This window comes from Inquilinus ginsengisoli, from assembly GCF_031453975.1.
Taxonomy (GTDB): Bacteria; Pseudomonadota; Alphaproteobacteria; order DSM-16000; family Inquilinaceae; genus Inquilinus; species Inquilinus ginsengisoli_A.
The window spans coordinates 390,991-416,063 of the sequence record NZ_JAVDPW010000003.1 but is presented as its reverse complement, the minus strand read 5'-3'; the positions used below and the strand labels follow the sequence as shown (position 1 = coordinate 416,063).

Here is a 25,073-nt window from a genome sequence, read left to right as displayed (position 1 = left end):
GGTCCTCAGGCGGCGGCGTGGCGGTGGCCGGCCGAATAGCGGCCGGTGACGAAATGCTCGAGCTGGCGTTCGACATCGGCGAGCAGCGAGGAGGCGCCGATGCGGAACAGCTCCGGCTCCAGCCAGGGCCGGCCCAGCTCCTCCTTCATCAGGATCAGCCAGGCGATGGCATCCTTGGCGGTGCGCAGGCCGCCGGCCGGCTTGAAGCCGACGCGTTCGCCGGTGCGGGCCTGGTAGTCGCGGATGGCGCGGACCATCACCAGGCTGACCGGCAGGGTGGCGTTGACGTCCTCCTTGCCGGTTGAGGTCTTGATGAAATCGGCGCCGGCCATCATGCAGACCAGGCTGGCGGCCTCGACATTGCGCAGGGTCTTCAGGTCGCCGGTGGCCAGGATGGTCTTCAGATGCGCCTCGCCGCAGGCCTCGCGCATCGCCTTGACCTCGTCATAGAGGGCGGCCCAGTCGCGGTTCAGCACCTGGGCCCGGTTGATGACGATGTCGATCTCGGCCGCGCCCTCTCCGACGGCGTAGCGGATCTCGGCCAGGCGCTGCGGCAGCGGCGTCAGCCCGGCCGGAAAGCCGGTGGCGACCGAGGCGACCGGGATGCCGCTGCCGGCCAGCGCCTTGACCGCCGGCGCGACCATGGTCGGGTAGACGCAGACGGCGCCGGTGGTCGGCGGCCGGTCGGCCAGATCAAGCGCCTCGACCAGGTCGTCGCGCAGCGGGCGGCGCGCCTTGGCGCAGAGGCGCTGCACCCGGCCCGGCGTGTCGTCGCCGGCCAGGGTGGTCAGGTCCATGCAGGTGATCGACTTCACCAGCCAGGCGGCCTGGTATTCCTTCTTCACCGAGCGCCGGGTGGTCAGGGTCGCGGCCCGGCGCTCGGCGGCGCTGAGATTGACGCGCGCCGCCTCGACCCAATCCAGCTCCAGCGCCATGCCGGGGTTGCGGTGAGTGTTCCTGACGGCCGTGTCGGCGTCGGCGCGTTGATCAGGCATGGGCGTCTCCACCTAGAAGCTGCGCGGCGGTGGCCGCGTCGGTGACCAGGACATTGATGTAGCGCGCCGCCAGGCAGGCGCGGGCGATCCCGGCCTTGTGGGCGCCGGCGGCGACGCCGATGGCATAGGCTTTGTCGCGCAGCGCCTCGGGCCGCAGCCCGATCGTGCGGGCGTCGAGCTCGGGCGACACGATCCGGCCCTCGGCGTCGAGGAAGCGGCCGAGCACGTCGCCGACCGCGCCGGCGTGCTGCAGCGCCGCGATCTCGCCGGCATCGAGATAGCCGGAATCGACCAGCACGGAGCGGGTGGTCATCGGCCCCATGCCGAAGCAGGCGACCGGCGCCTTGCGGGCGATGTCGAGGATGCCGGCGATGACGGGGTCCTGCTCCAGCACCGTGCGGGTGGCCGGATTGCCGACGATCGCCGGCACCGGCAGCAGCGTCGCCGAGCCGTTGCCGGCCTCGGCGAAGCCTTCGGCCACGGCGTTGGTGCGGAAGGCGGTGCCGCGGATGTTGGTGGCGCCGTTCATCAGCACCACCTGCACACCGTCGTTCCAGCGCGGCGGCAGGCGCCGGGCCACGGCGGTCATGGTGCGGCCCCAGGACACCCCGACCAGCGCCGGGCTGGGGGTCAGCGCGGCGAGGTACTGGCCGGCCGCCTGGGCCACGGCGTCGATGGCGAGGCTTTCGTCGGCGATGCTGTCGCCCGAGGCCGGGCCGGGCACCACGATCGCCTCGCGCAGGCCCCAGCACGCTTGCAGCCGGCTTTCCAGGTCCGGCCGGCGCTGCGCCCGCGGCACGATCTCGATCCGGACGATGCCGGTCTCGCGCGCCTCCTGCAGCAGGCGGCCGACCTGCCAGCGGGTCAGGCCGAGTTCCTGCGCGATCTCGCTCTGGTTCCGGTCGAGGTCGTAATAGAGCTTGGCCGCCTGGACCATGAACTGTTCGCGCTGGGCGTCGGAGGTGACGCGATGCCCGAGATCGGCCTGAAGGGTCACGGCGGCGTGTCCGACAACATTTGAGCACCGATTGCTCGAATGAGCGGACGCTACTGCCGCCGGCAGCGGACTGTCAAGCGGCCGGGCGCACCAGCGCCGCCAGGGCCTCGGCCAGGGGCGTGGTGCCGCGGCGGATGTCGCCGCCCTCGACCTCGATCCGGCCGGCATTGTGGGCGTCGTACAGCTCGGTGATCAGCCGGACATAGTCCTCGCTCAGGTAGGCGGCCGCCATCACCTGGTCCCATTGCCCACGCGGCAGGGCCACCGCCTCGACCGGCCGACCGAGCGGCCCGGCCAGCGCCGCCGCGACCTCATATGCGGTGGTGCGCTCCGGTCCTTCGGCGTGGAGGATGCGTGGCGGCGGCCCGGCCGCGTCCAGCAGGTCCGCCGCGATCACCCCGACATCGGCGGCCGAGACGGTAGGGAAGCGCTTGTCCAGCGGGTGATGCAGGCTGGCCAGCACGCCGGTGGCCGTCACGGCGCGCAGCGACCGCGCCCAGTTCTGCATGTGTTCGGCCGAACGCAGGAAGGCGATGCCGGGGATGGCGGCGAGCCGCTGCTCCAGATGATGGAAGATCAGGGTGACGCCGGTGCCGGTGGCGTGCTGGGCGCCGTAGTCCGAGATGGCGACGGTCCGCGGCGGCCGCGCCGCCTCCAACGCCTGGGCCAGGCTGCCGATCGAGACCCGGGCCTCGGCCGTCGCATCGCCGCGCGAGGGGTTGAGCGGACAGATCGCCAGCACGCCCTCGACGCCCCCCAGCGCAGCGGTCAGCGCCGCCGTGTCACCGATATCGGCCACGGTGATCTCGCAGCCCGCTTCGGCCAGGGCGACGGCCTTGGCCGGATCGCGGATGATCGCCCGCACCGCCCTGCCCCGCCGCCGCAGTTCCAGGGCCGCGGCCCCGCCGATCCGCCCCGTGGCGCCCATGATGGCGAACATGCTTCGTCTCCCGCTCGGCCCCGGATCGGGGCTCAGATCGGGAAAGACCTTGCCGCGACTCGCACCGAAGGGTCGCGCCGGAACGGACGGCGCAGCGCCGGAACGGACGGCGGCGGCGCGCCTGCCGCGGTCAGGCCGACGACGGTCGCTTCGTCGTCGCCGCTGTAGTCGCCCTGCCACGGGTCCTGGGGGGTTGCGTCGGCCTGACCCTGATCCGCAGGGCCTTGCCCTCCGGCTGGTCGATGTCGAACGCCCCGGTCTTCCGCACGAGATCGCTGAGCTTGCGGTAGCCATAGGTGCGCGGATCGAAGTCGGAGGCGATGTTCGCGAGGCGCTGCCCCACCGCGCCCAATCCGGCCCAGCCATCCTCCGTCTCTGTCTGCGCGATGGCCTTGTTCAGGATGGGAATGGCCGCGGCTGGGGGCTGGAGAGCCTTGGCGGAAGGGCCCTCGTCGAGGGTCGAAACCTCGGCCTCGGGCAGCAGGTTCTCGGTGTAGATGAACCTGCGGCATGCCTGCCGGAAGCTCTCGGGCGTCTTCTGCTCGCCGAACCCGTAGACGTCGGCGCCCTGCTCGCGGAGACGCGACGCCAGGCGCGTGAAATCGCTGTCCGAGGAGACGAGACAGAAACCGTCGAACCGGCCGCTGTGCAACAGGTCCATCGCGTCGATCACCAGGGCGATGTCGGACGCGTTCTTGCCGGTCGTGTAGGCGAATTGCTGGTACGGGTCGATCGCGTATTTCTGCAGGATATCCGCCCATGACTTCAGGCGCGGGCTCGAGAAATCCCCGTAGATCCGCCGGACGCTCGCCTCGCCGAACCTGGCGACTTCCTCGAACAGCCCGGCCGCGATGCGCGGCGACGTGTTGTCGGCATCGATGAGAACGGCAAAGCGGGGCAAGCGGTTTTCGTCTGCCATGTCGGGCACCTCGATGGGGACGGGCTGTGGCCGATCCTGCGCCGTCTTTGCGATGCTGGCGACGGCTCAGCGCCGCTCGCGCCGCAATGCGCCCGGCGTGGTGCCGAGGAGGCGACGCATCGCCCGGGCCATGTGGCTCTGATGTGCGAAGCCGGCGTCGAGCGCCACCTGGGCCATCGGCAGGCGGCTGTCCAGCAGCAGTGCCCGCGCCCGCTCGACCCGGCGACGGATGACGTATTGGTGCGGGGCGAGGCCGGTCGACGCCTTGAACAGCGGCTTGAAATGCGACGGGCTGAGCCCGGCCGCCGCCGCCAGTTCGGCCAGCGTCAGCCGCTGGTCTAGCCGCGCCTCGATCAGTTCCAGCACCCGGCCGAGCTGCCGCCGCGACAACGCCTGGCCGAGGGCCGGCTCCCGGGTCGGCGCCCCGTAGCGGCGCAGCAGATGCGCGGCAAGCGCCAGCCCCAGGCTGTCGGCATAGAGCGGATCGGACTCGGCGCCGGCCTCCAGCTCGGCCTTCAGGGCCCAGCCGACATGCTCGATCCGCGGGTCGCGCAGCTGCAGCCGCGGCGCAAATTCCAGCCGCCCCGAGGCCAGGCCCAGCCCCTCGGCCGCGGTCGCCAGCAGGGCCGGGGTCAGGCGCAGCAGCAGGAACCGGGCCGGCCCCTCATCCTCCCACACCCCCGACGCGCCGGCCGGCAGCAGGTCGATGTCGCCCTGGCTCTGCAGCCGGCTCTGGACGATGCCTTCGGCGCGGCAATGGGCGCGGACCGGCGGCCCGACATGGAGGCTGAGGCGCAGATCGGGCGACGGCGGCGCCTCGACCGCATGCGCCGCGGCGGCGAACAGACCCGCCTCGAACCCGGACCAGCGGCGGGCCCGTTCGGGGACCAGCGCCCCCGACCGGATCACCGGCTCATGTGTATCCATTCCGCCACACCCTTTCGCCACCGCGCAGGAGGCCATGCGTATTGTAGGCCCAGCCGCTTGAGCCGACGAGGCCCCGTCGCTATATGGGGCGCCACCAGGCCGGGCCCCTCTGGCAGATCCCCCGGGATCTGCGATGTCGGACTGGAGACTCCCAATGGAGTGGCCCGCCTGCTGATCCCTGACGTTCAGCACCGGACCGTGGTTGGAGGCGCCCCCCGGGGGCGCCGCCGGGCTCGGGATGGCATGCAGGCCCCTCCGCACGACGAAGAGGATGGTTTCGCATGGAGCATTTACTGACCGGCGAGGCGCTGACGGCCCTGCTGCAGGTCATCATGATCGACCTGGTTCTGGCGGGCGACAACGCCATCGTCATCGGCCTCGCCGCCGCCGGCCTGCCCAAGGAGCAGCGGGGCAAGGCCATCCTGATCGGCATCGCCGCCGCCACGGTGCTGCGCATCGTCTTCGCCCTGGCGACGACCCAGCTGCTGGCCATCGTCGGCCTGCTGCTGGCCGGCGGCGTGCTGCTGCTGTGGGTGTGCTGGAAGATGTGGCGCGAGCTGCGCCACACCGCCAAGGAAGACCACGACGCCGAGCTGGCCCTGGCCGGTGCGGACGAGAATGGGAACGGCGCGCCGCGCAAGACCTTCGCCCAGGCCGCCTGGCAGATCGTGATCGCCGACGTGTCGATGTCGCTGGACAACGTGCTGGCGGTGGCCGGCGCGGCACGCGAGCACCCGGTCATCCTGATCTTCGGCCTGGCGCTGTCGATCGCGCTGATGGGCTTCGCCGCCTCGTTCATCGCCCGGCTGCTGAACCGCCACCGCTGGATCGCCTATGTCGGCCTGGCGATCATCCTCTATGTCGCCATCGACATGATCTGGCGCGGCGCGCACGAGGTGTGGCCGCATCTCCAGGGCGTCATGTAAGGCACAAGGGCCGGGCAAATTGCCCGGCCCTTTTCGTTTCAACCCTCCGCCAGCAGGTCCCTGACGGCCAGGGCGATCACCTCGGTTGCCTTGTAGAGGTCCTCCAGCTTCAGGCGCTCGTCGGCGCGGTGGGCGTTGGCGTCCTCGATGGTGCGGGGGCCGGCGCCGTAGAGCGCGATCGGCACCCCGGCCGCGGCGTAGTGCCGGGCGTCGGTGTAGAGCGGCACGCCCTTCACCGGGATCTCCTCGCCCAGCACCGGCCCGGCGCGGCGGCGGATCGCCTGGGCCAGCCGGTCGGTGCCCGGCAGCGGCGACAGCGGCTCGGCCAAGAGGATGCGGCGGACCGAGACCGTCGCCTTGGGGAAGGCCTTGGCCGCGTCCTCGATCTCGGCCCGCAGCTCCGCCTCCACCGTCGCACCGTTCTCCTCCGGGATCAGCCGGCGGTCGAGCCGGAAGGCCACCCGGTCGGGCACGACATTGGTGTTGATGCCGCCCTCGATCAGCCCGATGGTCAGCTGCGGCGAACCGATGCCGGTCACCTTCGACACCGTGGTCGGATACAGCCTGCGGTGCTCGTACAGCCGCACCAGGATCGGCGTCGCCGCCTCCAGCGCGTCGATGCCGGTGGAGGGCAGCGCCGCATGGGCCGACCGGCCGCGCACCTCGACCTCGAGATGCAGGCAGCCATTGTGGCCCGTCACCACGGCATAGCTGAAGGCGGCGGCGATGGCGAAGTCGGGCTTCGACAGCCCCTGTTCCAGGATCAGCTTCGGCCCGATCTCGCCGCCGGATTCCTCGTCATAGGTGATGTGCAGCTCGACCGTGCCGCGGGTCAGCTGCCCCGCCTCCTCCAGCGCCTTCAGGGCGAAGGCGTAGCTGGCAATGTCGGATTTCGAGACGGCGGCGCCGCGGCCATACATCCAGCCATCGACCACCTCCGCGCCATAGGGGTCGTGGGTCCAGCCCTCGCCCGGCGCCACCACGTCGCCATGGGCGTTCAGCGCGATCACCGGCCCGTCGCCGAAGCGGCGGCGGACGATCAGGTTGCTGGCGCTGATCATGCCATGCGCCTTGACCAGCTCCGCCGGCACCGGATGCACCTCGACCTCGAAGCCGAGCTGGCGCAGCAGCTCCGTCGTCCGCTTGGCATGGGCGTCGCAGTCGCCCGGCGGGTTGTCGGAGGGCACCTTGACCAGCTCGGCCAGGAACCGGGCCTGCTGCTCGCGCGCGCCCTTGAGGTAATCGTGGATGGCGGTGTCGATGCTGTCGGTCATCCCGGGTGCTTTCGTGTCAGGCATGGTCGTACTGGCGGAGGAGGTCGAGCAGCACGCGGACGGCGAGGTCCGCATCCTCGACGGTGATGGATTCGGCCGGGTTGTGGCTGATGCCGCCGCGGCAGCGCAGGAACAGCATGGCGACCTGGGTCAGCGACGCCATGGCCATGGCGTCGTGGCCGGCGCCGCTGGGCAGGCGCCGCGCCGGCAGGCCATGGCGGCGGATCGCCGTCTCCAGCCGCGCCATCAGCGCCTCGTCGCAGCGGACGGCGCCGGCATCGTGGTAGCGGTCGAGCACCAGCTCGACGCCGCGGCCGCGGGCGATGGCTTCGAGCGCCGCGACCATCTCCTCCATCGCGGCCAGGCGGTCGGCATCGTCGGGCGCGCGGATGTCGATGGTGAAGCGCACCGCGCCGGGGATGACGTTGACCGCGCCGGGCTGGACGTCGAGCTGCCCGACCGTCGCCACCACCTCGCGCCGGCCCTGGGCGCAGCGTTCGACCGCCAGGATCATCGAGGCGGCTGCCGCCAGCGCGTCCTGGCGCAGATCCATCGGCACGGTGCCGGCATGGCCGGCCATGCCGCGGACCGTGGCGTTGTAACGGGCGGCACCGTTGATCGCGGTGACCACGCCGAGCGGCAGGCCCTCGGCTTCCAGGACCGGCCCCTGCTCGATATGCAGTTCGACATAGCCGAGCACGCCCTCGGGTCGCCGGGCCTCGGCCGGCAGCCCGTCCGGATCGCCGCCGAAATCCCGCAGCAGGTCGCCCAGGCGCAGGCCGTTGTCGTCCACCGCATCCATCGCGGCCGGGTCGACGATGCCGGCGACGGTGTTGCTGCCGGTCAGGGTGACCGGGAAGCGCACCCCCTCCTCGTCGCCGAAGGCCAGCACCTCAACGGCGAAGGGCAGCCGCTCGCCGCGCCGGTGCAGCTCGCCGACCACGGCGATGGCGGCGAGCACGCCGAGATTGCCGTCGTACTTGCCAGCATCACGCACCGTGTCGATGTGGGAGCCGAGCAGCAGCGCCGGCAGGCCGGGCCGGTCGCCCTCATAGCGGCCGACGACATTGCCGGCGGCGTCGGTCCGCGCCGCCATCCCGGCCTCGTGCATCCAGGCCAGCACCTGGTCGGCCGCCTGGCGGTGCGCCGGCGACAGGAAGGTGCGGGTCAGCCGGTCCGGGTCCTCGCTGAAGCGGGCCAGGGCATCCAGCCGCTGCATCAGCGCGGGGCCGTGGACGAGGGTGTTCTGCATCGGTGCTTTGGTCCCGAGGCTCACGGCAGCAGATCCTTCAGACGCAACAGGGCGATTTTCTCCACCTCGGCCAGGGCCGTGGCGAATTCGGTGTCGGTGGGGTTGTCGATGCGGCGGCCGAAGGCGTCCAGGATCTCGGCCCGGCCACGGCCCTTCACCGCCATGATGAAGGGGAAGCCGAAGCGCGCGACATAGCGGGTGTTGAGATCCTGGAACCGGGCGAATTCCTGCGGCGTGCAGCGGTCGAGCCCGGCGCCGGCCTGCTCGGCGCTGGAGCTGGCGGTGAGTTCGCCGGCCACGGCCAGCCGGCCGGCCAGGTCGGGGTGGGCGCGCAGCACCGCGAGCTGGCGGTCGCGATCCGCGGCGCGGAACACGGTGCACAGCGCGGCGTGCAGCCCCTCGGCGGTGTCCTGGCCGTGACCCAGCCCGGCCTCCCAGGCCGCCTCGGCGATCCAGGGCGAATGCTCGAAAACACCCCCGAAGCGGATGGTGAACAGGTCGCGGTCCATGGTGCTGGGATGCGGGAGGCTCATCGGATGGGTCCCCACAGCCCAGAAAAACCTAGTCCCCCCTCCCCCTGCGGGAGGGGGGTAGGGGGAGGGGGTTCACGCCGCAAGAACCGGCGGATGGCGATATCGCTGTGTGGGCTCTCGCTTGCACAAAGGGCGGGCCGGCTCTGGCTGAGGCAACCCCCTCCCCCTACCCCCCTCCCGCAGGGGGAGGGGGGACTCACTTTGATTGCTGCGCTCGTGATCATCTCAGCCGCCATAGGGATGTTTCTCCCGCCAATGCCGGGCGATCTCGACCCGGCGGCAGAACCACACGCCCTCATGCTGCTTCGCGTAATCCAGGAACCGTTCCAGCGCCATGATCCGGCCGGGACGGCCGACGATGCGGCAGTGCAGCCCGACCGACATCATCCGCGGCGTCTCCGCCCCTTCCCGGTACAGCGCGTCGAAGCTGTCCTTGAGATAGGCGTAGAACTGGTCGCCGGAGTTGAAGCCCTGCACCGCGGCGAAGCGCATGTCGTTGGCGTCGAGCGTGTAGGGCACGATCAGCTGCGGCTTGCCCTCGACCACCTCCCAATAGGGCAGGTCGTCGTCATAGGCGTCGGCGTCGTAGAGGAAGCCGCCATGTTCGGCCACCAGGCGCCGCGTGTTCGGGCTGGTGCGGCCGGTGTACCAGCCGAGCGGGCGCTGGCCCGACACCTGCTCCAGGATCTCGACCGCCTTGCGCAGATGCTCGCGCTCCACCGCCTCGTCGACATACTGGTAGTTGATCCAGCGATAGCCGTGGCTGGCGATCTCGTGCCCGGCCTCGACCATGGCGCGGATCACCTGCGGGTGCCGCTCCGCCGCCATGGCGACGGCATAGACCGTCAGCGGGATCTGCTTGCGCTCGAACAGCTTCAGGATCCGCCACACCCCGACCCGGGCGCCGTAATCATAGAGCGATTCCATCGAGATGTGGCGCACGCCGGGCAGCGGCTGGGCGCTGACGATCTCGGACAGGAAGCTTTCGGACGCCGCGTCGCCGTGGAGGATGCTGTTCTCGGCGCCCTCCTCGTAGTTGAGGACGAACTGCAGCGCCAGCCGCGCCCCGCCCGGCCAGTCGGCCTGGGGCGGATTCGGGCCGTAGCCGACGAGATCTCTCGGATAGACGGACACCTGGCCTCCCCTCGCACGCGTGATCCCGGACAGTAGGATACCCGCCCGGCGGGCATCCACTTTTGCGATTGCGTTGAAAGTCTTTCCGCCGATGACCCGTTGAGTGGCGGGGCCGACGGCGTGAAACATTGCAGACGAAATAAGAGAACAAGCGCGTCACAGCCGGAACAGGGCGATAATGCCCGGTGGCGCGACGGATCGCCAGGGACCGGCAACACGGAGAGGCAGGATGGCCGAACAGCAGGCATCCCACCAGGGGCGGCTGACCACCCATGTGCTCGACACGGCGCATGGCCGGCCGGGCATGGGCATCGCCGTGACCCTGTATCGCCTCGACGGCGACCGCCGCAGCATCGTGGCCGAGACCCGCACCAACGCCGACGGCCGCTGCGACGCGCCGCTGCTGGCCGGCGATGAGTTCCGCCCCGGCACCTACGAGCTGGTGTTCGCGGCCGGCGCCTATTTCCGCACGGCCGGCGTCGATCTTCCCGACCCGCCCTTCCTGGACCAGGTGCCGATCCGCTTCGGCATCGCCCATGCCGATCAGCACTACCATGTGCCGCTGCTGATCTCGCCCTGGTCCTACTCCACCTATCGCGGCAGCTGAGGCCACCATGCGGGACACCGTCCGTTTCCTCCTCGGCGACGAGCTGCGCGAGATCCGCACGATCGACCCGACCCAGACGGTCCTCGACTGGCTGCGGATCGAACAGCGGCTGACCGGCACCAAGGAAGGCTGTGCCGAGGGCGATTGCGGCGCCTGCACCGTGGTGGTCGGCCGGCGCGACGGCGACCGCATGCGCTACGAGCCGGTCAATGCCTGCATCCGCTTCACCGCGACGCTGGACGGCTGCCAGCTGCTGACGGTCGAGCACCTGAAGGCGGCGGACGGCGCGCTGCACCCGGTGCAGCAGGCGATGGTCGACTGCCATGGCTCGCAATGTGGCTTCTGCACCCCCGGCTTCGTGATGTCGCTGTTCGCGCTGTACCGCAACGACGACGCCCCTGATGAAGGCCGCATCGACACCGCGCTGGCCGGCAACCTGTGCCGCTGCACCGGCTATGCCCCGATCGTCGCCGCCGGGCAGCGCATGTACGCGCTGGGCGCCCCCGCCGCCGACCGCTTCGCCGCGGCCGAGGCGGAGACGGCGAAGCGGCTCGCCGCCCTGGAGGATGAGGAAACCGTCGAGGTCGGCGCGGGCGGGCGCCGCTTCACCGCCCCGGCCTCGACGGCGGCGATGGCCGCGCTGCTGCTGGAGCATCCGGAGGCCTGCATCGTGTCGGGCGCGACCGATGTCGGCCTCTGGGTCACCAAGCAGCAGCGCGTCCTGCCGCACATCCTCTACACCGGCCGGGTGCGCGACCTGCGCGGCATCCACGAGACCGGGGACGGCTTCGAGATCGGCGCCGCCGCGACCTATGCCGAGCTGATCGGCCCGATCGGCCGCGCCTATCCCGATTTCGGCGAGCTGATCCGCCGCATCGGGGCCGAGCAGGTGCGCGCCATGGGCACCATCGGCGGCAACATCGCCAACGGCTCGCCGATCGGCGACACGCCGCCGGCCCTGATCGCCGCCGGCGCCACCCTGACCCTGCGCCGCGGCCACGCGCGCCGGACGCTGCCGCTGGAGGATTTCTTCATCGCCTACGGCAAGCAGGACCGGCAGCCCGGCGAGTTCGTCGAGAGCGTCTTCCTGCCGAAGCTGCGGCCCGGCGACCGCTTCCGCGCCTACAAGATCACCAAGCGCTTCGACCAGGACATCTCCGCCCTGTGCGGCGCCTTCCGGCTGCGGCTGAAGGATGGCAAGGTGGCCGACATCCGCATCGCCTATGGCGGCCTGGCCGGCACGCCGAAGCGGGCGGCCGAGACCGAGGCGGCGCTGATCGGCCAGCCCTGGACCGAGGCCGTCGTCCGCGCCGCCCTGCCGGCGCTGGCCCGGGACTTCACGCCGCTGACCGACTGGCGCGCCAGCGCCGGCTACCGCGCCAAGGTCGCCGCCAACCTGCTGCTGAAGCTGCATGCCGAGACCGCCGGCCCCGCCGCCGAGACGCGGCTGGTCGGAGAGCGGAGCCTGGCACATGCCTGACACCACCCTCGACTCCCGCAAGGCCGGCCCGGCCGACCGCATCGACGGCGCGGTCCACGATTCCCGCCGGCACGACAGCGCCCACAAGCATGTCAGCGGCGAGGCCGTCTACATCGATGACATCTCCGAGCCGGCCGGGCTGCTGCATGTCTGCCTCGGCCTCAGCGACAGGGCCCATGCCCGGATCCGGTCGATCGACCTGGCCAAGGTGCGCGCCGCCCCCGGCGTGGTCCGCGTCTTCGCCGCCGCCGATGTGCCCGGCCACAACGACATCGGCTGCAACCATCTGGGCGACGAGCCGCTGTTCGCCACCGACCTGGTGCAGCATGTCGGCCAGCCGGTCTTCGCGGTGGCCGCGGAGACCCGCGACCAGGCCCGCCGCGCCGCCCGCCTGGCCGTGATCGACTATGAGGAGCTGGCGCCGGTCCTGGACTACGAGACGGCCAAGGCCGGCGGCGTGCTGGTAACCACGCCGATGACGCTGAAGCGCGGCGACGCCAAGGCGGCGATCACGGCAGCCAAGCACCGGGTCGACGCCCGGATGCGGATCGGCGGGCAGGAGCATTTCTACCTGGAAAGCCAGATCGCCCTGGCGCTGCCGGGCGAGGATGGCGACGTCACCATCCATTCCTCGACCCAGCACCCCAGCGAGGTGCAGCACATCGTGGCCAGCGTGCTGGATGTGCCGGACGGCGCGGTGACGGTCGAGATCCGGCGCATGGGCGGCGGCTTCGGCGGCAAGGAGACCCAGGCCAACCTGTTCGCCGCCACCGTCGCCCTGGTGGCCAAGGCCACCGGCCGCGCCGCCAAGCTGCGCCCCGACCGCGACGACGACATGATGATCACCGGCAAGCGCCATGATTTCGAGGTCGACTACAGCGTCGGCTTCGATGCGGATGGCCGGATCGAGGGCGTCGAGATGCTGCTGGCGGCGCGCTGCGGCTGGTCCGCCGACCTGTCCGGGCCGGTCACCGACCGTGCCCTGTTCCACGCCGATAACGCCTACTACTACCCGGCGGTGCAGCTGACCTCGATGCCGCTGAAGACCAACACCCAGTCCAACACCGCCTTTCGCGGCTTCGGCGGACCTCAGGGCGTGTTGGCCGGCGAAAGGCTGATCGAGGAGGTCGCCTTCGCCGTCGGCAAGGATCCGCTCGAGATCCGCAAACTGAACTTCTACGGCACCGACGACCGCAACGTGACGCCTTACCACCAGACGGTCGAGGACAACATCGTCCATGGCCTGGTGGAGGAGCTGGAGCGCGACAGCGATTACTGGGCACGGCGCGCCGAGATCCGCGCCTGGAACAAGGCCAGCCGCTTCCTCAAGCGCGGCCTGGCGCTGACGCCGGTGAAATTCGGCATCTCCTTCACCTTCTCGGCCTACAACCAGGCCGGCGCGCTGGTGCATGTCTACAAGGACGGGTCGATCCATCTGAACCATGGCGGCACCGAGATGGGCCAGGGCCTGTACATCAAGGTCGCCCAGGTCGTGGCCGAGGAGTTCCAGGTCGATATCGGCCGCGTCCACATCACCGCCACCACCACCGGCAAGGTGCCCAACACCTCGGCCACCGCCGCCTCCTCCGGCGCCGATCTCAACGGCATGGCGGCCCAGTCTGCGGCGCGGACGATCAAGGAGCGGCTGGTCGCCTTCGCCGCCGAGCGCTGGCGGGTGGCGCCGGACCGGGTGGTGTTCCGCCGCAACGCGGTGCAGATCGGCGACCAGGAGGTGCCGTTCGCGGAGCTGGTGCGCACCGCCTATTTCGGCCGGGTGCAGCTGTCCGCCGCCGGCTTCTACAAGACGCCGAAGATCCATTGGGACCGCGCCGCCGGCCGCGGCCGGCCGTTCTACTACTTCGCCTATGGCGCCGCGGTCAGCGAGGTCACGGTCGACACCCTGACCGGCGAGTACCGACTGGACCGGGTCGATATCCTGCACGACTGCGGCCAATCGCTAAACCCGGCGATCGACAAGGGCCAGGTCGAGGGCGGCTTCGTCCAGGGCGCCGGCTGGCTGACCATGGAGGAGCTGTGGTGGGACGCCAAGGGCCGCCTGCGGACCCACGCGCCCAGCACCTACAAGATCCCGGTGGCGAGCGACCGGCCGAAGATCTTCAACGTCAAGCTGGCCGACACGCAGAACCGCGAGGACACGATCTACCGGTCCAAGGCGGTGGGCGAGCCGCCGCTGATGCTCGGCACCTCGGTGCTGCACGCCCTGTCCGACGCCGTCGCCAGCGTCGCCGGCCACACCATCTGCCCGCGCCTGGACCCGCCGGCGACGCCGGAAAAGGTGCTGGACGCGATCGACCGGCTGCGCGCGACGGCGGGGGGCACCCTATGACCCCCCTCGCCCCGACGCTGCGGCTGTGGCTCGGCGATGGCGAGCCGACCGTGCTGGTGACGCTGGCCGAAGCCCGTGGGTCGACCCCGCGCGAGGCCGGGGTGCACATGCTGGTCACCGCCACCGCCGCCCGCGGCACCATCGGCGGCGGGCGGATGGAATGGGACGCGATCGCCGCCGCCCGCGGCCTGATTGCCGGCAAGGAGCGGACGCAGCGGGTCGAGATCCCGCTGGGCCCCGCCATCGGCCAATGCTGCGGCGGCTTCGTCGTGATCGACCTGGAGCTGGCCGACGGCGCCACCCTGGCGCGGATCGACGGCGAGGAGGCCGCAGAGGCCGCGGCCCGGCCGACCGTGCTGGTGTTCGGTGCCGGCCATGTCGGCAAGGCCCTGGCGCGGGCGCTGTCGCTGCTGCCCCTGAAGATCCAATGGGTCGACAACCGGGCCGACGAGTTCCCGGCCGAGATCCCGGACACCGTCGTCCGGCGACTGACGCCGACCCCGACCGACGTCGTCGCCGAGGCCCCGCCCGGCGCCGCCTATCTGGTCATGACCCACAGCCACGCCATGGATTTCGACGTGGCCGAGGCGGCGCTCAAGCGCGGCGACGCCGCCTATGTCGGGCTGATCGGATCGGCCACCAAGCGCGAGCGCTTCGAGCGCTGGTTCCGGGCCCGCGGCAACGACCCGCGGCGCACCGGATTCCTGACCTGCCCGATCGGGGCGGGCCTCGGGCGGGACAAGCGCCCGTCGATCATCGCCGCCATGGTCGCGGCGGAATTGCTCATCGCCTTCGTCGACGCTAAGGACATCTCCGCCCCTGCCGACAAACCGGCGTCGGGGGCGGCTCCAGAACAGGAGGCTGCATGGACCGCAACACGGGGGCCGGCCCCGCGCGCATCGAGCTGCGCGGCATCACCAAGAGGTTCGCGAGCCTCGTCGCGAACGACGGCGTAAGCTTTTCCGTCCAGCCCGGCGAGATCCATGCGCTGCTGGGCGAGAACGGCGCCGGCAAGAGCACGCTGGTGAAGTCGATCTACGGCCTGCTGCAGCCCGATTCCGGGGAGATGCTGTGGAACGGCCGCCCGGTCCGCCCCACCAACCCGCAGGAGGCCCGGCGCCTCGGCATCGGCATGGTGTTCCAGCACTTCTCGCTGTTCGAGGCGCTGACCGTGGCCGAGAACATCGCGCTGGGGCTGGAGAACCCGCCCGAGCGGCGCGTCCTGGCCAAGAAGATCCGCGAGGTGTCCGAGGCCTACGGCCTGCCGCTGGACCCGCATCGCGAGGTCCATTCCCTGTCGGTCGGCGAGCGCCAGCGGGTCGAGATCGTGCGCTGCCTGCTGCAGGATCCCAAGCTGCTGATCATGGACGAGCCGACCTCGGTGCTGACGCCGCAGGAGGTGGACCGGCTGTTCGAGACCCTGCGCCGCCTGGCCGCCGAGGGCTGCTCGATCCTGTACATCAGCCATAAATTGCATGAGATCAAGGCGCTGTGCGGCGCCGCCACGATCATGCGCGGCGGCAAGGTGGTCGGCACCTGCGACCCCGCGGTCGAGACCGCCCGCAGCATGGCGCAGATGATGATCGGGGCCGAGCTGCGCACCCTGTCGCGGCGCGGCGAGCGCGGCGCCGCCGAGGCGAAGCTGACGGTCGAGGGCTTGAGCGTGCCGGCCGACGGCCCCTTCGGCACCGCACTGCGGGAGATCAGCTTCACTGTCGGCGCCGGCGAGATCTTCGGCATCGCCGGTATCGCCGGCAACGGCCAGACCGAGCTGTCGCAGGCCCTGGCCGGCGAACATCGCAGCCGCCCGTCGACCGCGATCCGCATCTCCGGCCAGCCGGTCGGGCACCTGAACGCCGAGCGGCGGCGGGGCCTGGGCCTGTGCAGCGTGCCGGAAGAGCGCAACGGCCATGCCGCGGTGGCGGAGATGAGCCTGGCGGCCAACACGCTGCTGAGCGCCCGCAACCGCATGAAGCTGGCGCCGGGCGGGCTGATCCGCGCCGGCCTGGCCCGCGACTACGCGGCCAAGGTGATCCATGATTTCGGGGTCAAGGCGCGCGGCACCGAGGCGCTGGCCGGCAGCCTGTCCGGCGGCAACCTGCAGAAATACGTGGTCGGCCGCGAGATGCTGCAGACCCCGGAGGTCTTCATCGTGTCGCAGCCGACCTGGGGCGTCGACGCCGGGGCCGCCACCGCGATCCACCAGGCGCTGATGACCCTGGCGCAGAACGGCACCGCCGTGGTGGTGATCTCGCAGGATCTCGACGAGCTGCTGCAGATCACCGACCGGCTGGCGGTGATCAATCTGGGCCGCCTGTCCGAGGCGCGGCCGACGGCCGGGATCTCGGTCGCCGAGATCGGCCTGCTGATGGGCGGGCTGCATGGGGCGGAGCCGGCCGCCGCCGAAGACGAAAAGGGGCACGCCGTCCATGTCGCTTAGGATCGAACCACGGCGGGAACCGTCCCGCGCCATGGTGTGGCTGACCCCGCTGATCGCCATCGCCCTGACCGTCGCCAGCGGCTACCTGCTGTTCCTGGCCCTCGGGCTGGACCCGGCCGAGACGCTGTACCAGTTCCTGATCGCGCCGATCGAGAGCTTCTATGGCTGGACCGAGCTGGGGGTGAAAGCGGCGCCCTTGATCCTGATCGCCACCGGCCTGGCCATCGGCTTCCGCGCCAATGTCTGGAACATCGGCGCCGAGGGCCAGCTGACCATGGGGGCGATCGCCGCCGGCGCCGTCGCCCTGGCTTTCTGGGGCCACGAAGGCTGGTGGATCCTGCCGGCGATGTGCGTCGCCGGCGCCCTGGGCGGCCTGGCCTATGCCGCGATCCCGGCTTTCCTGAAGACCCGCTTCGACGTCAGTGAGATCCTGACCAGCCTGATGCTGACCTATGTCGCGGCGCTGGTCCTGAGCATCCTGGTGTTCGGGCCATGGAAGGACCCGGACGGCTACAACTTCCCGCAGACCCGGATGTTCACCGACGCGGCGGTGCTGCCGATCCTGGTCGAGGGCACCCGCCTGCATCTCGGCGTGCCGATCGCGCTGCTGGTCGCCGTCGCCGCCTGGTTCCTGATGGGGCGCACCGTGATCGGCTTCCAGATCCGGGTGGTCGGCCAGGCCCCGGCGGCGGCCCGCTTCGCCGGCTTCAGCCGCAAGCGCGTCACCTGGTTCAGCCTGCTGCTGTCCGGCGCGCTGGCCGGGCTGGCGGGAACCTTCGAGGCGGCGGGGCCGATCGGCCAGCTGATCCCGCAGCTGACGCCGGGTTACGGCTTCACCGCCATCATCGTCGCCTTCCTCGGCCGGCTGCACCCGATCGGCATCATCGCCGCCGGGCTGGTGATGGCGCTGTCCTATATCGGCGGCGAGAACGCCCAGGTCTCGGCCGGGCTGCCGCAGGCCGCGACCGGCGTGTTCCAGGGCATGCTGCTGTTCTACCTGCTGGCCGCCGACGTGCTGGTCCGCTACCGCCTGCGCCTGACCGCCGGCCAGCCCAAACCCTCGCCCAAGCCTGTGACGGTGTCGTGATGGATATGTTCGTCCTGATCGCCGCGACGGTGATCACCGCGGCCACCCCCCTCCTCCTTGCCGCCCTCGGCGAGCTGGTGGTCGAACGCTCCGGCGTGCTCAACCTCGGCATCGAAGGCATGATGCTGATCGGCGCGGTCACCGGCTTCGCCGTCACCTTCACCACCGGCCAGCCGGCGCTGGGCATCCTGGCCGCCGCCCTGGCCGGGACGGTGCTGGCGCTGATCTTCGCGGTGCTGACCCTGACCCTGATGGCCAACCAGGTCGCCACCGGCCTGGCCCTGACCATCTTCGGCGTGGGCCTCAGCGCCCTGCTCGGCGCCGGCTTCGTCGGCCACCCGATCGCGCCTTTGCCCAAGCTGTCGCTGCCGGTGCTGACCGGGCTGCCGGTGGTGGGGCCGCTGGTGTTCGGCCAGGACGCGCTGGTCTATTTCTCCGTCGCCATGACCTTCGGCGTTGCCTGGTTCCTGAAGCGCAGCCGCGCCGGGCTGATCCTGCGCGCGGTCGGCGAATCCGCGGAATCGGCCCATTCGATCGGCCATCCCGTGATGCTGGTGCGATACCTGGCCTGCCTGTTCGGCGGCGCCATGGCCGGGCTGGCCGGCGCCTTCCTGTCGCTGTCCTACACCCCGCTGTGGATCGAGGGCATGACCGCGGGCCGCGGCTGGATCGCGCTGGCGCTGGTGGTGTTCGGGTCCTGGCGGCCGTGGCGGGTGCTGCTGGGCGCCTATCTGTTCGGCGGCGTCACCATCCTGCAGCTGCACGCCCAGGGCATCGCCGGCATCGATATCCCGTCGCAGGTCTTCACCATGCTGCCCTACCTCGCCACCATCGCCGTCTTGGTGATCATCGCCGCCGGCCCGTGGCGCGGCCGGCTGCAGGCCCCGGCGGCGCTGGGCAAGCCGTTCCGCCCTTCCGTCTGACGCCGGGTTCGCTATCATCCAAGGAATCACAAAACGGAGGTCTTCATGTCGATGCGCTTTTCCCGCCGGGCCGTGCTGGCGGGCTCCGGGGCCACCCTGGCCGCTTCGATCCTGCCGGGCCGGGTGTGGGCGGCCGAGCCGCTGAAGGTCGCGTTCATCTATATCGGCCCGATCGGCGATTATGGCTGGACCCATGGCCATGATTTGGCCCGCCGCGAGATCGATGCGCATTTCGGCGACAAGGTGAAGACCAGCTATGTCGAGAGCGTGCCGGAGGGCCCGGATGCCGAGCGCGTGCTGCGCCAGTTGGCCCAGGCCGGCAACGAGCTGATCTTCACCACCAGCTTCGGCTACATGAACCCGACCATCCGGGTGGCCAAGACGCTGCCGAAGGTGAAGTTCGAGCACGCCACCGGCTACCAGACCGCGGCCAATGTCAGCACCTACAACGCCCGCTTCCATGAGGGGCGCGCGGTGTGCGGCACCATCGCCGGCCACATGACCAAGACCGGCGTCACCGGCTATATCGGCTCGGTCCCGATCCCCGAGGTGGTGATGGGCATCAACGCCTACACCCTGGCGGCGCAGAAGATCCGGCCGGACATGAAGGTGAAGGTGATCTGGGTCAACAGCTGGTACGATCCGGGCAAGGAGAGCGACGGCGCCAAGGCGCTGATCGATGGCGGCGCCGACATCCTGTGCCAGCACACCGACAGCCCGGCCGCGATCCAGGTGGCCGAGGCCCGCGGCATTCACGGCTTCGGCCAGGCGTCGGACATGAGCAGCTTCGCGCCCAAGGCGCAGCTGACCTCGATCGTCGACAACTGGGGCCCGTACTATGTCGAGCGGGTCCAGGCGGTGCTGGACGGCAGCTGGAAGACCTCCAGCATCTGGTGGGGCTTCAAGCACGGCATGGTCACCCTGGCCCCGTACAACGCGGCCATCCCGGCCGATGTCGTGGCCGCGGCGGAGAAGACCAAGGCCGACATCATCGCCGGCACCCTCGACCCCTTCGCAGGCCCAATCAAGAACCAGAAGGGCGAGCTGGTGGTGCCCGAGGGCAAGGCCCTCGGCGACGACGAGATCGCCAAGATGGATTGGTATGTCGAGGGTGTGGAAGCTTAGAGCCCGCTGAGAATGCTACTGGCGCGGCCGTCTGACGGCGGACTCGAAGCTTCCGGTGCTCACGGACGAGATGTCCGCTGCGCTCCGGTTCTCGAAACCACCGCCACCCGACTCACGCCAGCGCATTCTCAATCGGGTTCTGGGGCGGAGGCTGGATGCTGACGGTCGCCATCGATCTCCCCGATATCCTCCCCCTCCCCTTGCGGGAGGGGGCAGGGGGAGGGGGTTGTCGATGGCAGGCGCCGACGTCATGACCGCCCCGCTCTATCTCGACCACCTCGCCTCTACGCCGCTGGACCCCGAGGTGCTGGCGGCGATCCTGCCGTGGCTGGCCCCCGCCGCGGTCGGCAACCCGCATGCGGCGCGGCACCAGCCGGGCTGGCGCGCGGCGGAGGCGATCGACGCGGCGCGGGCCGAGGTGGCGGCGCTGGTCGGCGCGCGGCCCGGCGAGATCCTGTTCACCGGCGGCGCCACCGAGGCCAACAACCTGGCACTCCTGGGCGGCGCGCCCGCGGGCTGGCCGGTGATCGCCTCGGCGATCGAGCACCCCAGCGTGCTGGCCTGCCTGCCGGAGCTCGCCGCGCAGGGACATCCCACCGAAATCCTGCCGGTCGGGCGGGACGGCACCGCCGATCTCGACGCGCTGAAGCGCCTGCTGGCCGGCCGCCCGGCGCTGGTCTCGCTGATGGCCGCGAACAACGAGATCGGCACCCTCCAGCCGCTCGAAGCCGCCGCCCAACTCTGCCGCGATGCCGGCGCCCTGCTGCACAGCGACGCAGTGCAGATCCTGTCGACCGGCGCGGTGGACGTCCGCGCCCTCGACCTCGCCTTCCTCAGCCTGTCCGGGCACAAGCTGTACGGCCCGATGGGGATCGGCGCCCTGTTCGTGCGCGAGGGCACCGCCATGCGGCCCCGGCTGCTCGGCGGCGGCCAGCAGGAGGACCGCCGCGCCGGCACCCTGCCGACCGCGCTGTGCGTCGGCCTCGGCGCCGCCTGCCGCATCGCCCGCCGGCGCCGCACCGCCGATGCGACCCGGCTGCTGGCCCTGCGGGAGCGGCTGTTCCGGGCCTTGCGGCAGGGCCTGCCCGACCTCCGCCGCAACGGCTCGGCCGCGCACGGCCTGCCCGGCTGCCTGAACGTCACCGTGCCCGGGCTCGATGCCGCCGACCTGTTGCTCGACCTGCCGGAGCTGGCGCTGTCGACCGGCTCGGCCTGCTCGACCGGCAGCCCGGAGCCGTCGCATGTGCTGCGCGCCATCGGCCTGTCGCCGGAGGACTCCTATGGCAGCCTGCGCCTCGGCCTCGGCCGCGGCACCACGGAAGACGACGTCGATAGAGCCGCGGCCCGCCTGGTCGCGGCGATCACAGCGCGAGGTCCGCGCTGAGCAGCGACCGCGTGTGCTCGACCAGATAGTCGGAGAACACCCGCACCTTGGCCGGCAGGAAGCTGCGATGCGGGTACAGCACCGCCAGCATCACCGGCTCGGGCGGATGATCGGGCAGGACCGGCTGCAGCGCGCCGCTGCGCAGCTCGGCCGCCACCTCCCACACCGGCTTCATGACGATGCCGCGGCCGTCGACCGCCCATTGCGTCAGCACGTCGCCGTCATCGGCGTCGAAGCTGCCGCGCACCGGCACCTTGACCGGCCCGTCCGGCCCCTCCAGCGCCCATTGGTACTGCCTCGACCCGGGGAAGCGCAGCAGCAGGCAGTTGTGGCCCATCAGGTCTTCCGGCGCCCGCGGCACGCCCCGGGCCTCGAGATAGGCCGGCGACGCGCACAGCACCCGGCGGCAATCGGCGATCTTGCGCAGCACGAAGCTGGAATCCCGCATCTCGGCCATCCGGATGGCGACGTCGACCGCTTCCCCCAGCAGGTCCAGCAGGTGGTCGGACAGGCGCAGCCGGAGGTCGACCCGCGGATACAGCTCGTGGAACTGCGGCACCAGCGGCGCCAGGATGCGGCGGCCGAAGCCGAGCGGCGCGGTCACCCGCAGGCTGCCGGACGGCACGCCGCTGGTGGTGGCCACGCTGGTCTCGGCCCGCTCGACCGTGTCGAGCACCACCAGACAGTGGCGGTAGAAGGTCTGCCCGTGTTCGGTGGTGTGCACCTGCCGGGTGGTGCGGTTGAGCAGGCGGACGCCGAGATGCTGCTCCAGCTGCTGGATGCGGTGGCTGACCACGGCCGGCGACATCCGCACCTGGCGCCCGGCGGCCGACAGGCTGCCGAGTTCGACCACGCGCACGAACACCCGCATGTTCTCCAGCAGCGCCAATCCGCAGCGACCCCCTGTTTATTGTCATTCCCGCGAAAGCGGGAATCTCTTCGGACTTTGTCTTATACCGCAAAGAGATCCCCGCTTTCGCGAGGATGACGCCCGAGGCGAGTTTCGGCGCATTCGCCCCGGGCCATTATAGCGTTTCTTTTGAAAGTGCTGTGCTACCCCATCGCTTCCCCAGCCCGGCCGGTGTTCACTAGGCTGGCCAGGATAGGGACAGCCCCCGGGAACCGGGCGCGGCCAGCAGGACGGCGGAGACGGGTCGATGGAACTGATCATCTGGGAATGGATCAATTTCGTGGCCCGCTGGGTGCACGCCATCACCGCCATCGCCTGGATCGGGTCGTCCTTCTACTTCGTCCATCTCGACCTCAGCCTGAAGAAGCGCGAGGACCTGCCGCCCGGTGCCGGCGGCGAGGCGTGGCAGATCCACGGCGGCGGCTTCTACAACATGGTCAAATACATGGTGGCGCCGGACCGGCTGCCGAAGGAGCTGACCTGGTTCAAATGGGAGGCCTATTCCACCTGGATCAGCGGCTTCTTCCTGCTCTGCGTCCTCTACTACCGCGGCGCCGACCTGTTCCTGGTCGACCCGCAGGTGATGGGGCTGTCGGCGAAGGAGGCGATCGTGATCAGCGTCGCCAGCCTGGCTGTCGGCTGGCTGGTCTACGACCTGTTGTGCAAATCCCCGCTGGGCGACAGCGACATCAGGCTGGCCGGGGCCGGCTTCGTCGTGCTGGTCGCCGCATCCTGGGGCTTTTCCCAGGTGTTCAGCGGCCGCGGCGCCATGCTGCAGATGGGCGCGCTGATCGGCACCATGATGGTGGCGAACGTCTTCCTGCTGATCATCCCGAACCAGCGCAAGGTGGTCGACGCCCTGCTGGCCGGGCAGACGCCCGACCCCAAGCTGGGCCGCCAGGCCAAGCAGCGGTCGCTGCACAACAACTACCTGACCCTGCCGGTGCTGTTCCTGATGCTCAGCAACCACTACCCGCTGGCCTTCGGTGCCCATTACGCCTGGGTGATGGTGGCGATCGTGCTGGTGATGGGCGGAGTGATCCGCCACTTCTTCAACGCGCGCCACGCCGGCAAGCCGACGCCGTGGTGGACCTGGGGCGTCGCGGCGATCGGGATGGTCGCGATCATCTGGCTGTCGACCGTGGCGCCGCCGCGCGAGCATGAGGTGTCGACCGTGACCAAGCCCTGGATCGGGCAGGAGCTGCCCGCGCCGGTGCAGACGGCCGCCGCCGACCTGAAGCCGGTGTCCTTCGCCCAGGTCGCAGATGTCGTGATCTCCCGCTGCAGCATGTGCCACTCCACCGTGCCGGGCTGGGAGGGCATCCACGAGGCTCCCCGCGGGGTGCTGCTGGATTCGCCCGAGGAGATCCGGCGCCACGCCAGCCTGATCCGCCTGCAGGCGGTGCTGACCCACAGCATGCCGCCGGCCAATGTCAGCGAGATCACGCCGGAGGAGCGCGACCTGCTCGGGCGCTGGACCGCCGACCCCGACACGGCGGTGCAGTAAGAGGACCGATGAGATGATCCCACCCGCCCTCGCCGTCCTGCGCGGCCGCATCCTCAGCTTCCTCGCCGCCCCCAAGGGCCCCGGCGACGCCGCCAGCTACCGCTACTTCCCCGACGGGGTGGTGGTCAGCGAGGCCGGCCGGATCACCCGCGTCGGCCCGGCAGCCGAGGTGCTGCCGACCCTGCCGGCCGGCACCGCGGTCGACCACTACCCCGACGATCTGATCCTGCCCGGCTTCATCGACGCGCATCTGCACTTCCCGCAGACCCAGGTGATCGCCTCCTACGGCGCGCAGCTGCTGGAATGGCTGCAGAAATACACCTTCATCGCCGAGCAGCGTTATGGCGACCCGGTCTATGCCGAGCGCCAGGCGGCCTGGTTCCTGCGCGAGCTGCTGGCCAACGGCACCACCACCGCCGCGGTCTACGGTTCGGTCCACCCGCAATCGGCCGAGGCGTTCTTCGCCGAATCCGAGCGGCTGGGCACCGCCATGATCGCCGGCAAGGTGATGATGGACCGCAACGCCCCGCCCGGCCTGCTGGACACCGCCCAGTCCTCCTACGACGACAGCAAGCGGCTGCTGCAGCGCTGGCACGGCAACGGCCGCCAGCGCTATGCCATCACGCCGCGCTTCGCCATCACCTCGACCGAGGCGCAGCTGGAGGCGGCCGGCGCCCTGGCCCGGGAATTCCCCGACGCCTATGTCCAGACCCACATCGCCGAGAACCTGCAGGAAATCGAGGCGGTCCGGTCGCTGTTCCCCGACAGCCGCGACTATCTCGACGTCTACGACCGCTATGGCCTGCTCGGCCCGAAGACCCTGTTCGGCCATTGCATCCATCTCGAGGAGCGCGAGCGCCAGCGCATGGCCGAGACCGGCTCGGTCGCGGTGTTCTGCCCGACCTCGAACCTGTTCATCGGCAGCGGCCTGTTCCCGATGAAGGACCTGGCGCGGCGCGACCCGCCGGCGCGGATCGCGGTCGCCACCGATGTCGGCGGCGGCACCAGCTATTCGATGCTGCGCACCCTGGGCGAGGGCTACAAGGTGCAGCAGTTGCAGGGGGCCAATGTATCGGCGCTGGAGGCCTTCCACCTGCTGACTGCGGGCAATGCCGAGGTGCTGGGCCTGGCCGACGAGATCGGCACCATCGCCCCCGGCCGCCATGCCGACCTGGTGGTGCTGGACGCCCGCGCCACCAGCGCCATGGCGCACCGGATGGAGGCGGTCGACGCCGATCTGGAGGAGGAGCTGTTCATTCTCATGACTTTGGGCGATGATCGCTCCATCAAGGCGACCTATATACAAGGGCGCCGCATGCACGAACGGGAGGGTACGCGAAGCCGGTCACCGGCCTGAGCGTCCAGT

The 25,073-nt window shown here is 70.7% G+C and carries 22 protein-coding genes; 12 read left to right on the top strand and 10 right to left on the bottom strand.

The window, feature by feature from the left end:
- Nucleotides 1-5: 5 nt before the first annotated feature.
- From deoC to E9232_RS09670, 5 genes are all read right to left on the bottom strand, one after another.
- Nucleotides 6-995, bottom strand: a complete 990-nt coding sequence (deoC, locus tag E9232_RS09690) for a deoxyribose-phosphate aldolase (RefSeq protein ID WP_309793725.1) — start codon at nt 993-995, stop codon at nt 6-8.
- Nucleotides 988-1,992 carry a sugar-binding transcriptional regulator gene (locus tag E9232_RS09685; protein WP_309793724.1) on the bottom strand — a complete coding sequence of 335 codons (1,005 nt, stop codon included), beginning with the start codon at nt 1,990-1,992 and terminating at the stop codon, nt 988-990. Before E9232_RS09685 ends, deoC begins: the two co-directional genes overlap by 8 nt.
- Nucleotides 1,993-2,065: 73 nt before the next feature.
- Nucleotides 2,066-2,932 (bottom strand): NmrA family NAD(P)-binding protein, encoded by an 867-nt coding sequence (locus tag E9232_RS09680; protein ID WP_309793723.1) that lies wholly within the window; start codon nt 2,930-2,932, stop codon nt 2,066-2,068.
- Nucleotides 2,933-3,062: 130 nt separating this feature from the next.
- Nucleotides 3,063-3,851, bottom strand: a complete 789-nt coding sequence (locus E9232_RS09675; protein ID WP_309793722.1) for an NYN domain-containing protein — start codon at nt 3,849-3,851, stop codon at nt 3,063-3,065.
- A 66-nt stretch (nt 3,852-3,917) separates the two neighbouring features.
- Nucleotides 3,918-4,778, bottom strand: coding sequence for a helix-turn-helix domain-containing protein (locus tag E9232_RS09670; RefSeq protein WP_309793721.1), 861 nt, complete (start codon nt 4,776-4,778; stop codon nt 3,918-3,920).
- Between the two features lie 281 nt (nt 4,779-5,059).
- Here E9232_RS09670 and E9232_RS09665 point away from each other — a divergent pair, with 281 nt between their 5' ends.
- Nucleotides 5,060-5,704 (top strand): TerC family protein, encoded by a 645-nt coding sequence (locus tag E9232_RS09665; protein WP_309793720.1) that lies wholly within the window; start codon nt 5,060-5,062, stop codon nt 5,702-5,704.
- Nucleotides 5,705-5,742: 38 nt separating this feature from the next.
- Here E9232_RS09665 and E9232_RS09660 read toward each other — a convergent pair whose 3' ends face one another.
- The 4 genes from E9232_RS09660 to puuE all read right to left on the bottom strand — a co-directional run bounded on the left by E9232_RS09660 (nt 5,743) and on the right by puuE (nt 9,897).
- Nucleotides 5,743-6,978 (bottom strand): ArgE/DapE family deacylase, encoded by a 1,236-nt coding sequence (locus E9232_RS09660; RefSeq protein WP_309793719.1) that lies wholly within the window; start codon nt 6,976-6,978, stop codon nt 5,743-5,745.
- Nucleotides 6,979-6,994: 16 nt separating this feature from the next.
- A complete protein-coding gene (locus E9232_RS09655; RefSeq protein WP_309793718.1) occupies nt 6,995-8,230 on the bottom strand; it encodes an allantoate amidohydrolase in 1,236 nt (411 codons plus the stop codon).
- Between the two features lie 20 nt (nt 8,231-8,250).
- Nucleotides 8,251-8,763 (bottom strand): 2-oxo-4-hydroxy-4-carboxy-5-ureidoimidazoline decarboxylase, encoded by a 513-nt coding sequence (gene uraD, locus E9232_RS09650; RefSeq protein WP_309793717.1) that lies wholly within the window; start codon nt 8,761-8,763, stop codon nt 8,251-8,253.
- 225 nt (nt 8,764-8,988) lie between these two features.
- Complete coding sequence (gene puuE / locus E9232_RS09645; protein WP_309793716.1) at nt 8,989-9,897, bottom strand: allantoinase PuuE; 909 nt, start codon at nt 9,895-9,897, stop codon at nt 8,989-8,991.
- Nucleotides 9,898-10,126: 229 nt separating this feature from the next.
- Between puuE and uraH the strand changes: the two genes are divergently transcribed.
- From uraH to E9232_RS09600, 9 genes are all read left to right on the top strand, one after another.
- The gene (uraH, locus tag E9232_RS09640) at nt 10,127-10,504 is read left to right on the top strand and encodes a hydroxyisourate hydrolase (protein ID WP_309793715.1); all 378 of its coding nucleotides are present in this window, start codon (nt 10,127-10,129) and stop codon (nt 10,502-10,504) included.
- A 7-nt stretch (nt 10,505-10,511) separates the two neighbouring features.
- Nucleotides 10,512-11,984: a xanthine dehydrogenase small subunit gene (gene xdhA, locus E9232_RS09635; RefSeq protein ID WP_309793714.1), complete on the top strand. Its 1,473-nt coding sequence runs from the start codon at nt 10,512-10,514 to the stop codon at nt 11,982-11,984.
- Complete coding sequence (xdhB, locus tag E9232_RS09630; protein WP_309793713.1) at nt 11,977-14,331, top strand: xanthine dehydrogenase molybdopterin binding subunit; 2,355 nt, start codon at nt 11,977-11,979, stop codon at nt 14,329-14,331. The genes xdhA and xdhB overlap by 8 nt, the downstream gene beginning before the upstream one ends.
- Entirely contained in the window at nt 14,328-15,287 is a 960-nt protein-coding gene (xdhC, locus tag E9232_RS09625) for a xanthine dehydrogenase accessory protein XdhC (RefSeq protein WP_309793712.1), read from the top strand. Before xdhB ends, xdhC begins: the two co-directional genes overlap by 4 nt.
- A complete protein-coding gene (locus E9232_RS09620; RefSeq protein ID WP_309793711.1) occupies nt 15,197-16,771 on the top strand; it encodes an ABC transporter ATP-binding protein in 1,575 nt (524 codons plus the stop codon). The genes xdhC and E9232_RS09620 overlap by 91 nt, the downstream gene beginning before the upstream one ends.
- Before the next feature lie 31 nt (nt 16,772-16,802).
- A complete protein-coding gene (locus E9232_RS09615) occupies nt 16,803-17,858 on the top strand; it encodes an ABC transporter permease (RefSeq protein ID WP_309793710.1) in 1,056 nt (351 codons plus the stop codon).
- Nucleotides 17,858-18,781: an ABC transporter permease gene (locus E9232_RS09610; protein WP_309793709.1), complete on the top strand. Its 924-nt coding sequence runs from the start codon at nt 17,858-17,860 to the stop codon at nt 18,779-18,781. The genes E9232_RS09615 and E9232_RS09610 overlap by 1 nt, the downstream gene beginning before the upstream one ends.
- Nucleotides 18,782-18,826: 45 nt before the next feature.
- On the top strand, nt 18,827-19,906 hold the full coding sequence (locus E9232_RS09605) for a BMP family ABC transporter substrate-binding protein (RefSeq protein WP_309793708.1): 1,080 nt from the start codon (nt 18,827-18,829) through the stop codon (nt 19,904-19,906).
- Between the two features lie 232 nt (nt 19,907-20,138).
- A complete protein-coding gene (locus E9232_RS09600) occupies nt 20,139-21,290 on the top strand; it encodes a cysteine desulfurase family protein (protein WP_309793707.1) in 1,152 nt (383 codons plus the stop codon).
- Here the strand turns inward: E9232_RS09600 and E9232_RS09595 are convergent.
- Entirely contained in the window at nt 21,268-22,179 is a 912-nt protein-coding gene (locus E9232_RS09595) for a LysR family transcriptional regulator (protein ID WP_309793706.1), read from the bottom strand. The two genes, E9232_RS09600 and E9232_RS09595, sit on opposite strands and share 23 nt — an antisense overlap.
- 268 nt (nt 22,180-22,447) lie before the next feature.
- Here E9232_RS09595 and E9232_RS09590 point away from each other — a divergent pair, with 268 nt between their 5' ends.
- Complete coding sequence (locus E9232_RS09590) at nt 22,448-23,707, top strand: urate hydroxylase PuuD (protein WP_309793705.1); 1,260 nt, start codon at nt 22,448-22,450, stop codon at nt 23,705-23,707.
- Nucleotides 23,708-23,720: 13 nt separating this feature from the next.
- The gene (gene guaD / locus E9232_RS09585) at nt 23,721-25,064 is read left to right on the top strand and encodes a guanine deaminase (protein ID WP_309793704.1); all 1,344 of its coding nucleotides are present in this window, start codon (nt 23,721-23,723) and stop codon (nt 25,062-25,064) included.
- Nucleotides 25,065-25,073: the final 9 nt, after the last annotated feature.

What these genes read in the sequence shown, in the direction of transcription:
- deoC (WP_309793725.1), bottom strand. Translation starts at nt 995, where the DNA reads ATGCCTGATCAACGCGCCGACGCCGACACGGCCGTCAGGAACACTCAC.
- E9232_RS09600 (WP_309793707.1), top strand. Translation starts at nt 20,139, where the DNA reads ATGGCAGGCGCCGACGTCATGACCGCCCCGCTCTATCTCGACCACCTC.
- uraH (WP_309793715.1), top strand. Translation starts at nt 10,127, where the DNA reads ATGGCCGAACAGCAGGCATCCCACCAGGGGCGGCTGACCACCCATGTG.
- xdhB (WP_309793713.1), top strand. Translation starts at nt 11,977, where the DNA reads ATGCCTGACACCACCCTCGACTCCCGCAAGGCCGGCCCGGCCGACCGC.
- guaD (WP_309793704.1), top strand. Translation starts at nt 23,721, where the DNA reads ATGATCCCACCCGCCCTCGCCGTCCTGCGCGGCCGCATCCTCAGCTTC.
- E9232_RS09590 (WP_309793705.1), top strand. Translation starts at nt 22,448, where the DNA reads ATGGAACTGATCATCTGGGAATGGATCAATTTCGTGGCCCGCTGGGTG.
- E9232_RS09660 (WP_309793719.1), bottom strand. Translation starts at nt 6,978, where the DNA reads ATGACCGACAGCATCGACACCGCCATCCACGATTACCTCAAGGGCGCG.
- E9232_RS09620 (WP_309793711.1), top strand. Translation starts at nt 15,197, where the DNA reads ATGGACCGCAACACGGGGGCCGGCCCCGCGCGCATCGAGCTGCGCGGC.
- xdhC (WP_309793712.1), top strand. Translation starts at nt 14,328, where the DNA reads ATGACCCCCCTCGCCCCGACGCTGCGGCTGTGGCTCGGCGATGGCGAG.
- E9232_RS09655 (WP_309793718.1), bottom strand. Translation starts at nt 8,230, where the DNA reads ATGCAGAACACCCTCGTCCACGGCCCCGCGCTGATGCAGCGGCTGGAT.
- E9232_RS09680 (WP_309793723.1), bottom strand. Translation starts at nt 2,932, where the DNA reads ATGTTCGCCATCATGGGCGCCACGGGGCGGATCGGCGGGGCCGCGGCC.
- E9232_RS09675 (WP_309793722.1), bottom strand. Translation starts at nt 3,851, where the DNA reads ATGGCAGACGAAAACCGCTTGCCCCGCTTTGCCGTTCTCATCGATGCC.
- E9232_RS09605 (WP_309793708.1), top strand. Translation starts at nt 18,827, where the DNA reads ATGTCGATGCGCTTTTCCCGCCGGGCCGTGCTGGCGGGCTCCGGGGCC.
- E9232_RS09610 (WP_309793709.1), top strand. Translation starts at nt 17,858, where the DNA reads ATGGATATGTTCGTCCTGATCGCCGCGACGGTGATCACCGCGGCCACC.
- uraD (WP_309793717.1), bottom strand. Translation starts at nt 8,763, where the DNA reads ATGAGCCTCCCGCATCCCAGCACCATGGACCGCGACCTGTTCACCATC.
- E9232_RS09670 (WP_309793721.1), bottom strand. Translation starts at nt 4,778, where the DNA reads ATGGATACACATGAGCCGGTGATCCGGTCGGGGGCGCTGGTCCCCGAA.
- xdhA (WP_309793714.1), top strand. Translation starts at nt 10,512, where the DNA reads ATGCGGGACACCGTCCGTTTCCTCCTCGGCGACGAGCTGCGCGAGATC.
- E9232_RS09615 (WP_309793710.1), top strand. Translation starts at nt 16,803, where the DNA reads ATGGTGTGGCTGACCCCGCTGATCGCCATCGCCCTGACCGTCGCCAGC.
- E9232_RS09665 (WP_309793720.1), top strand. Translation starts at nt 5,060, where the DNA reads ATGGAGCATTTACTGACCGGCGAGGCGCTGACGGCCCTGCTGCAGGTC.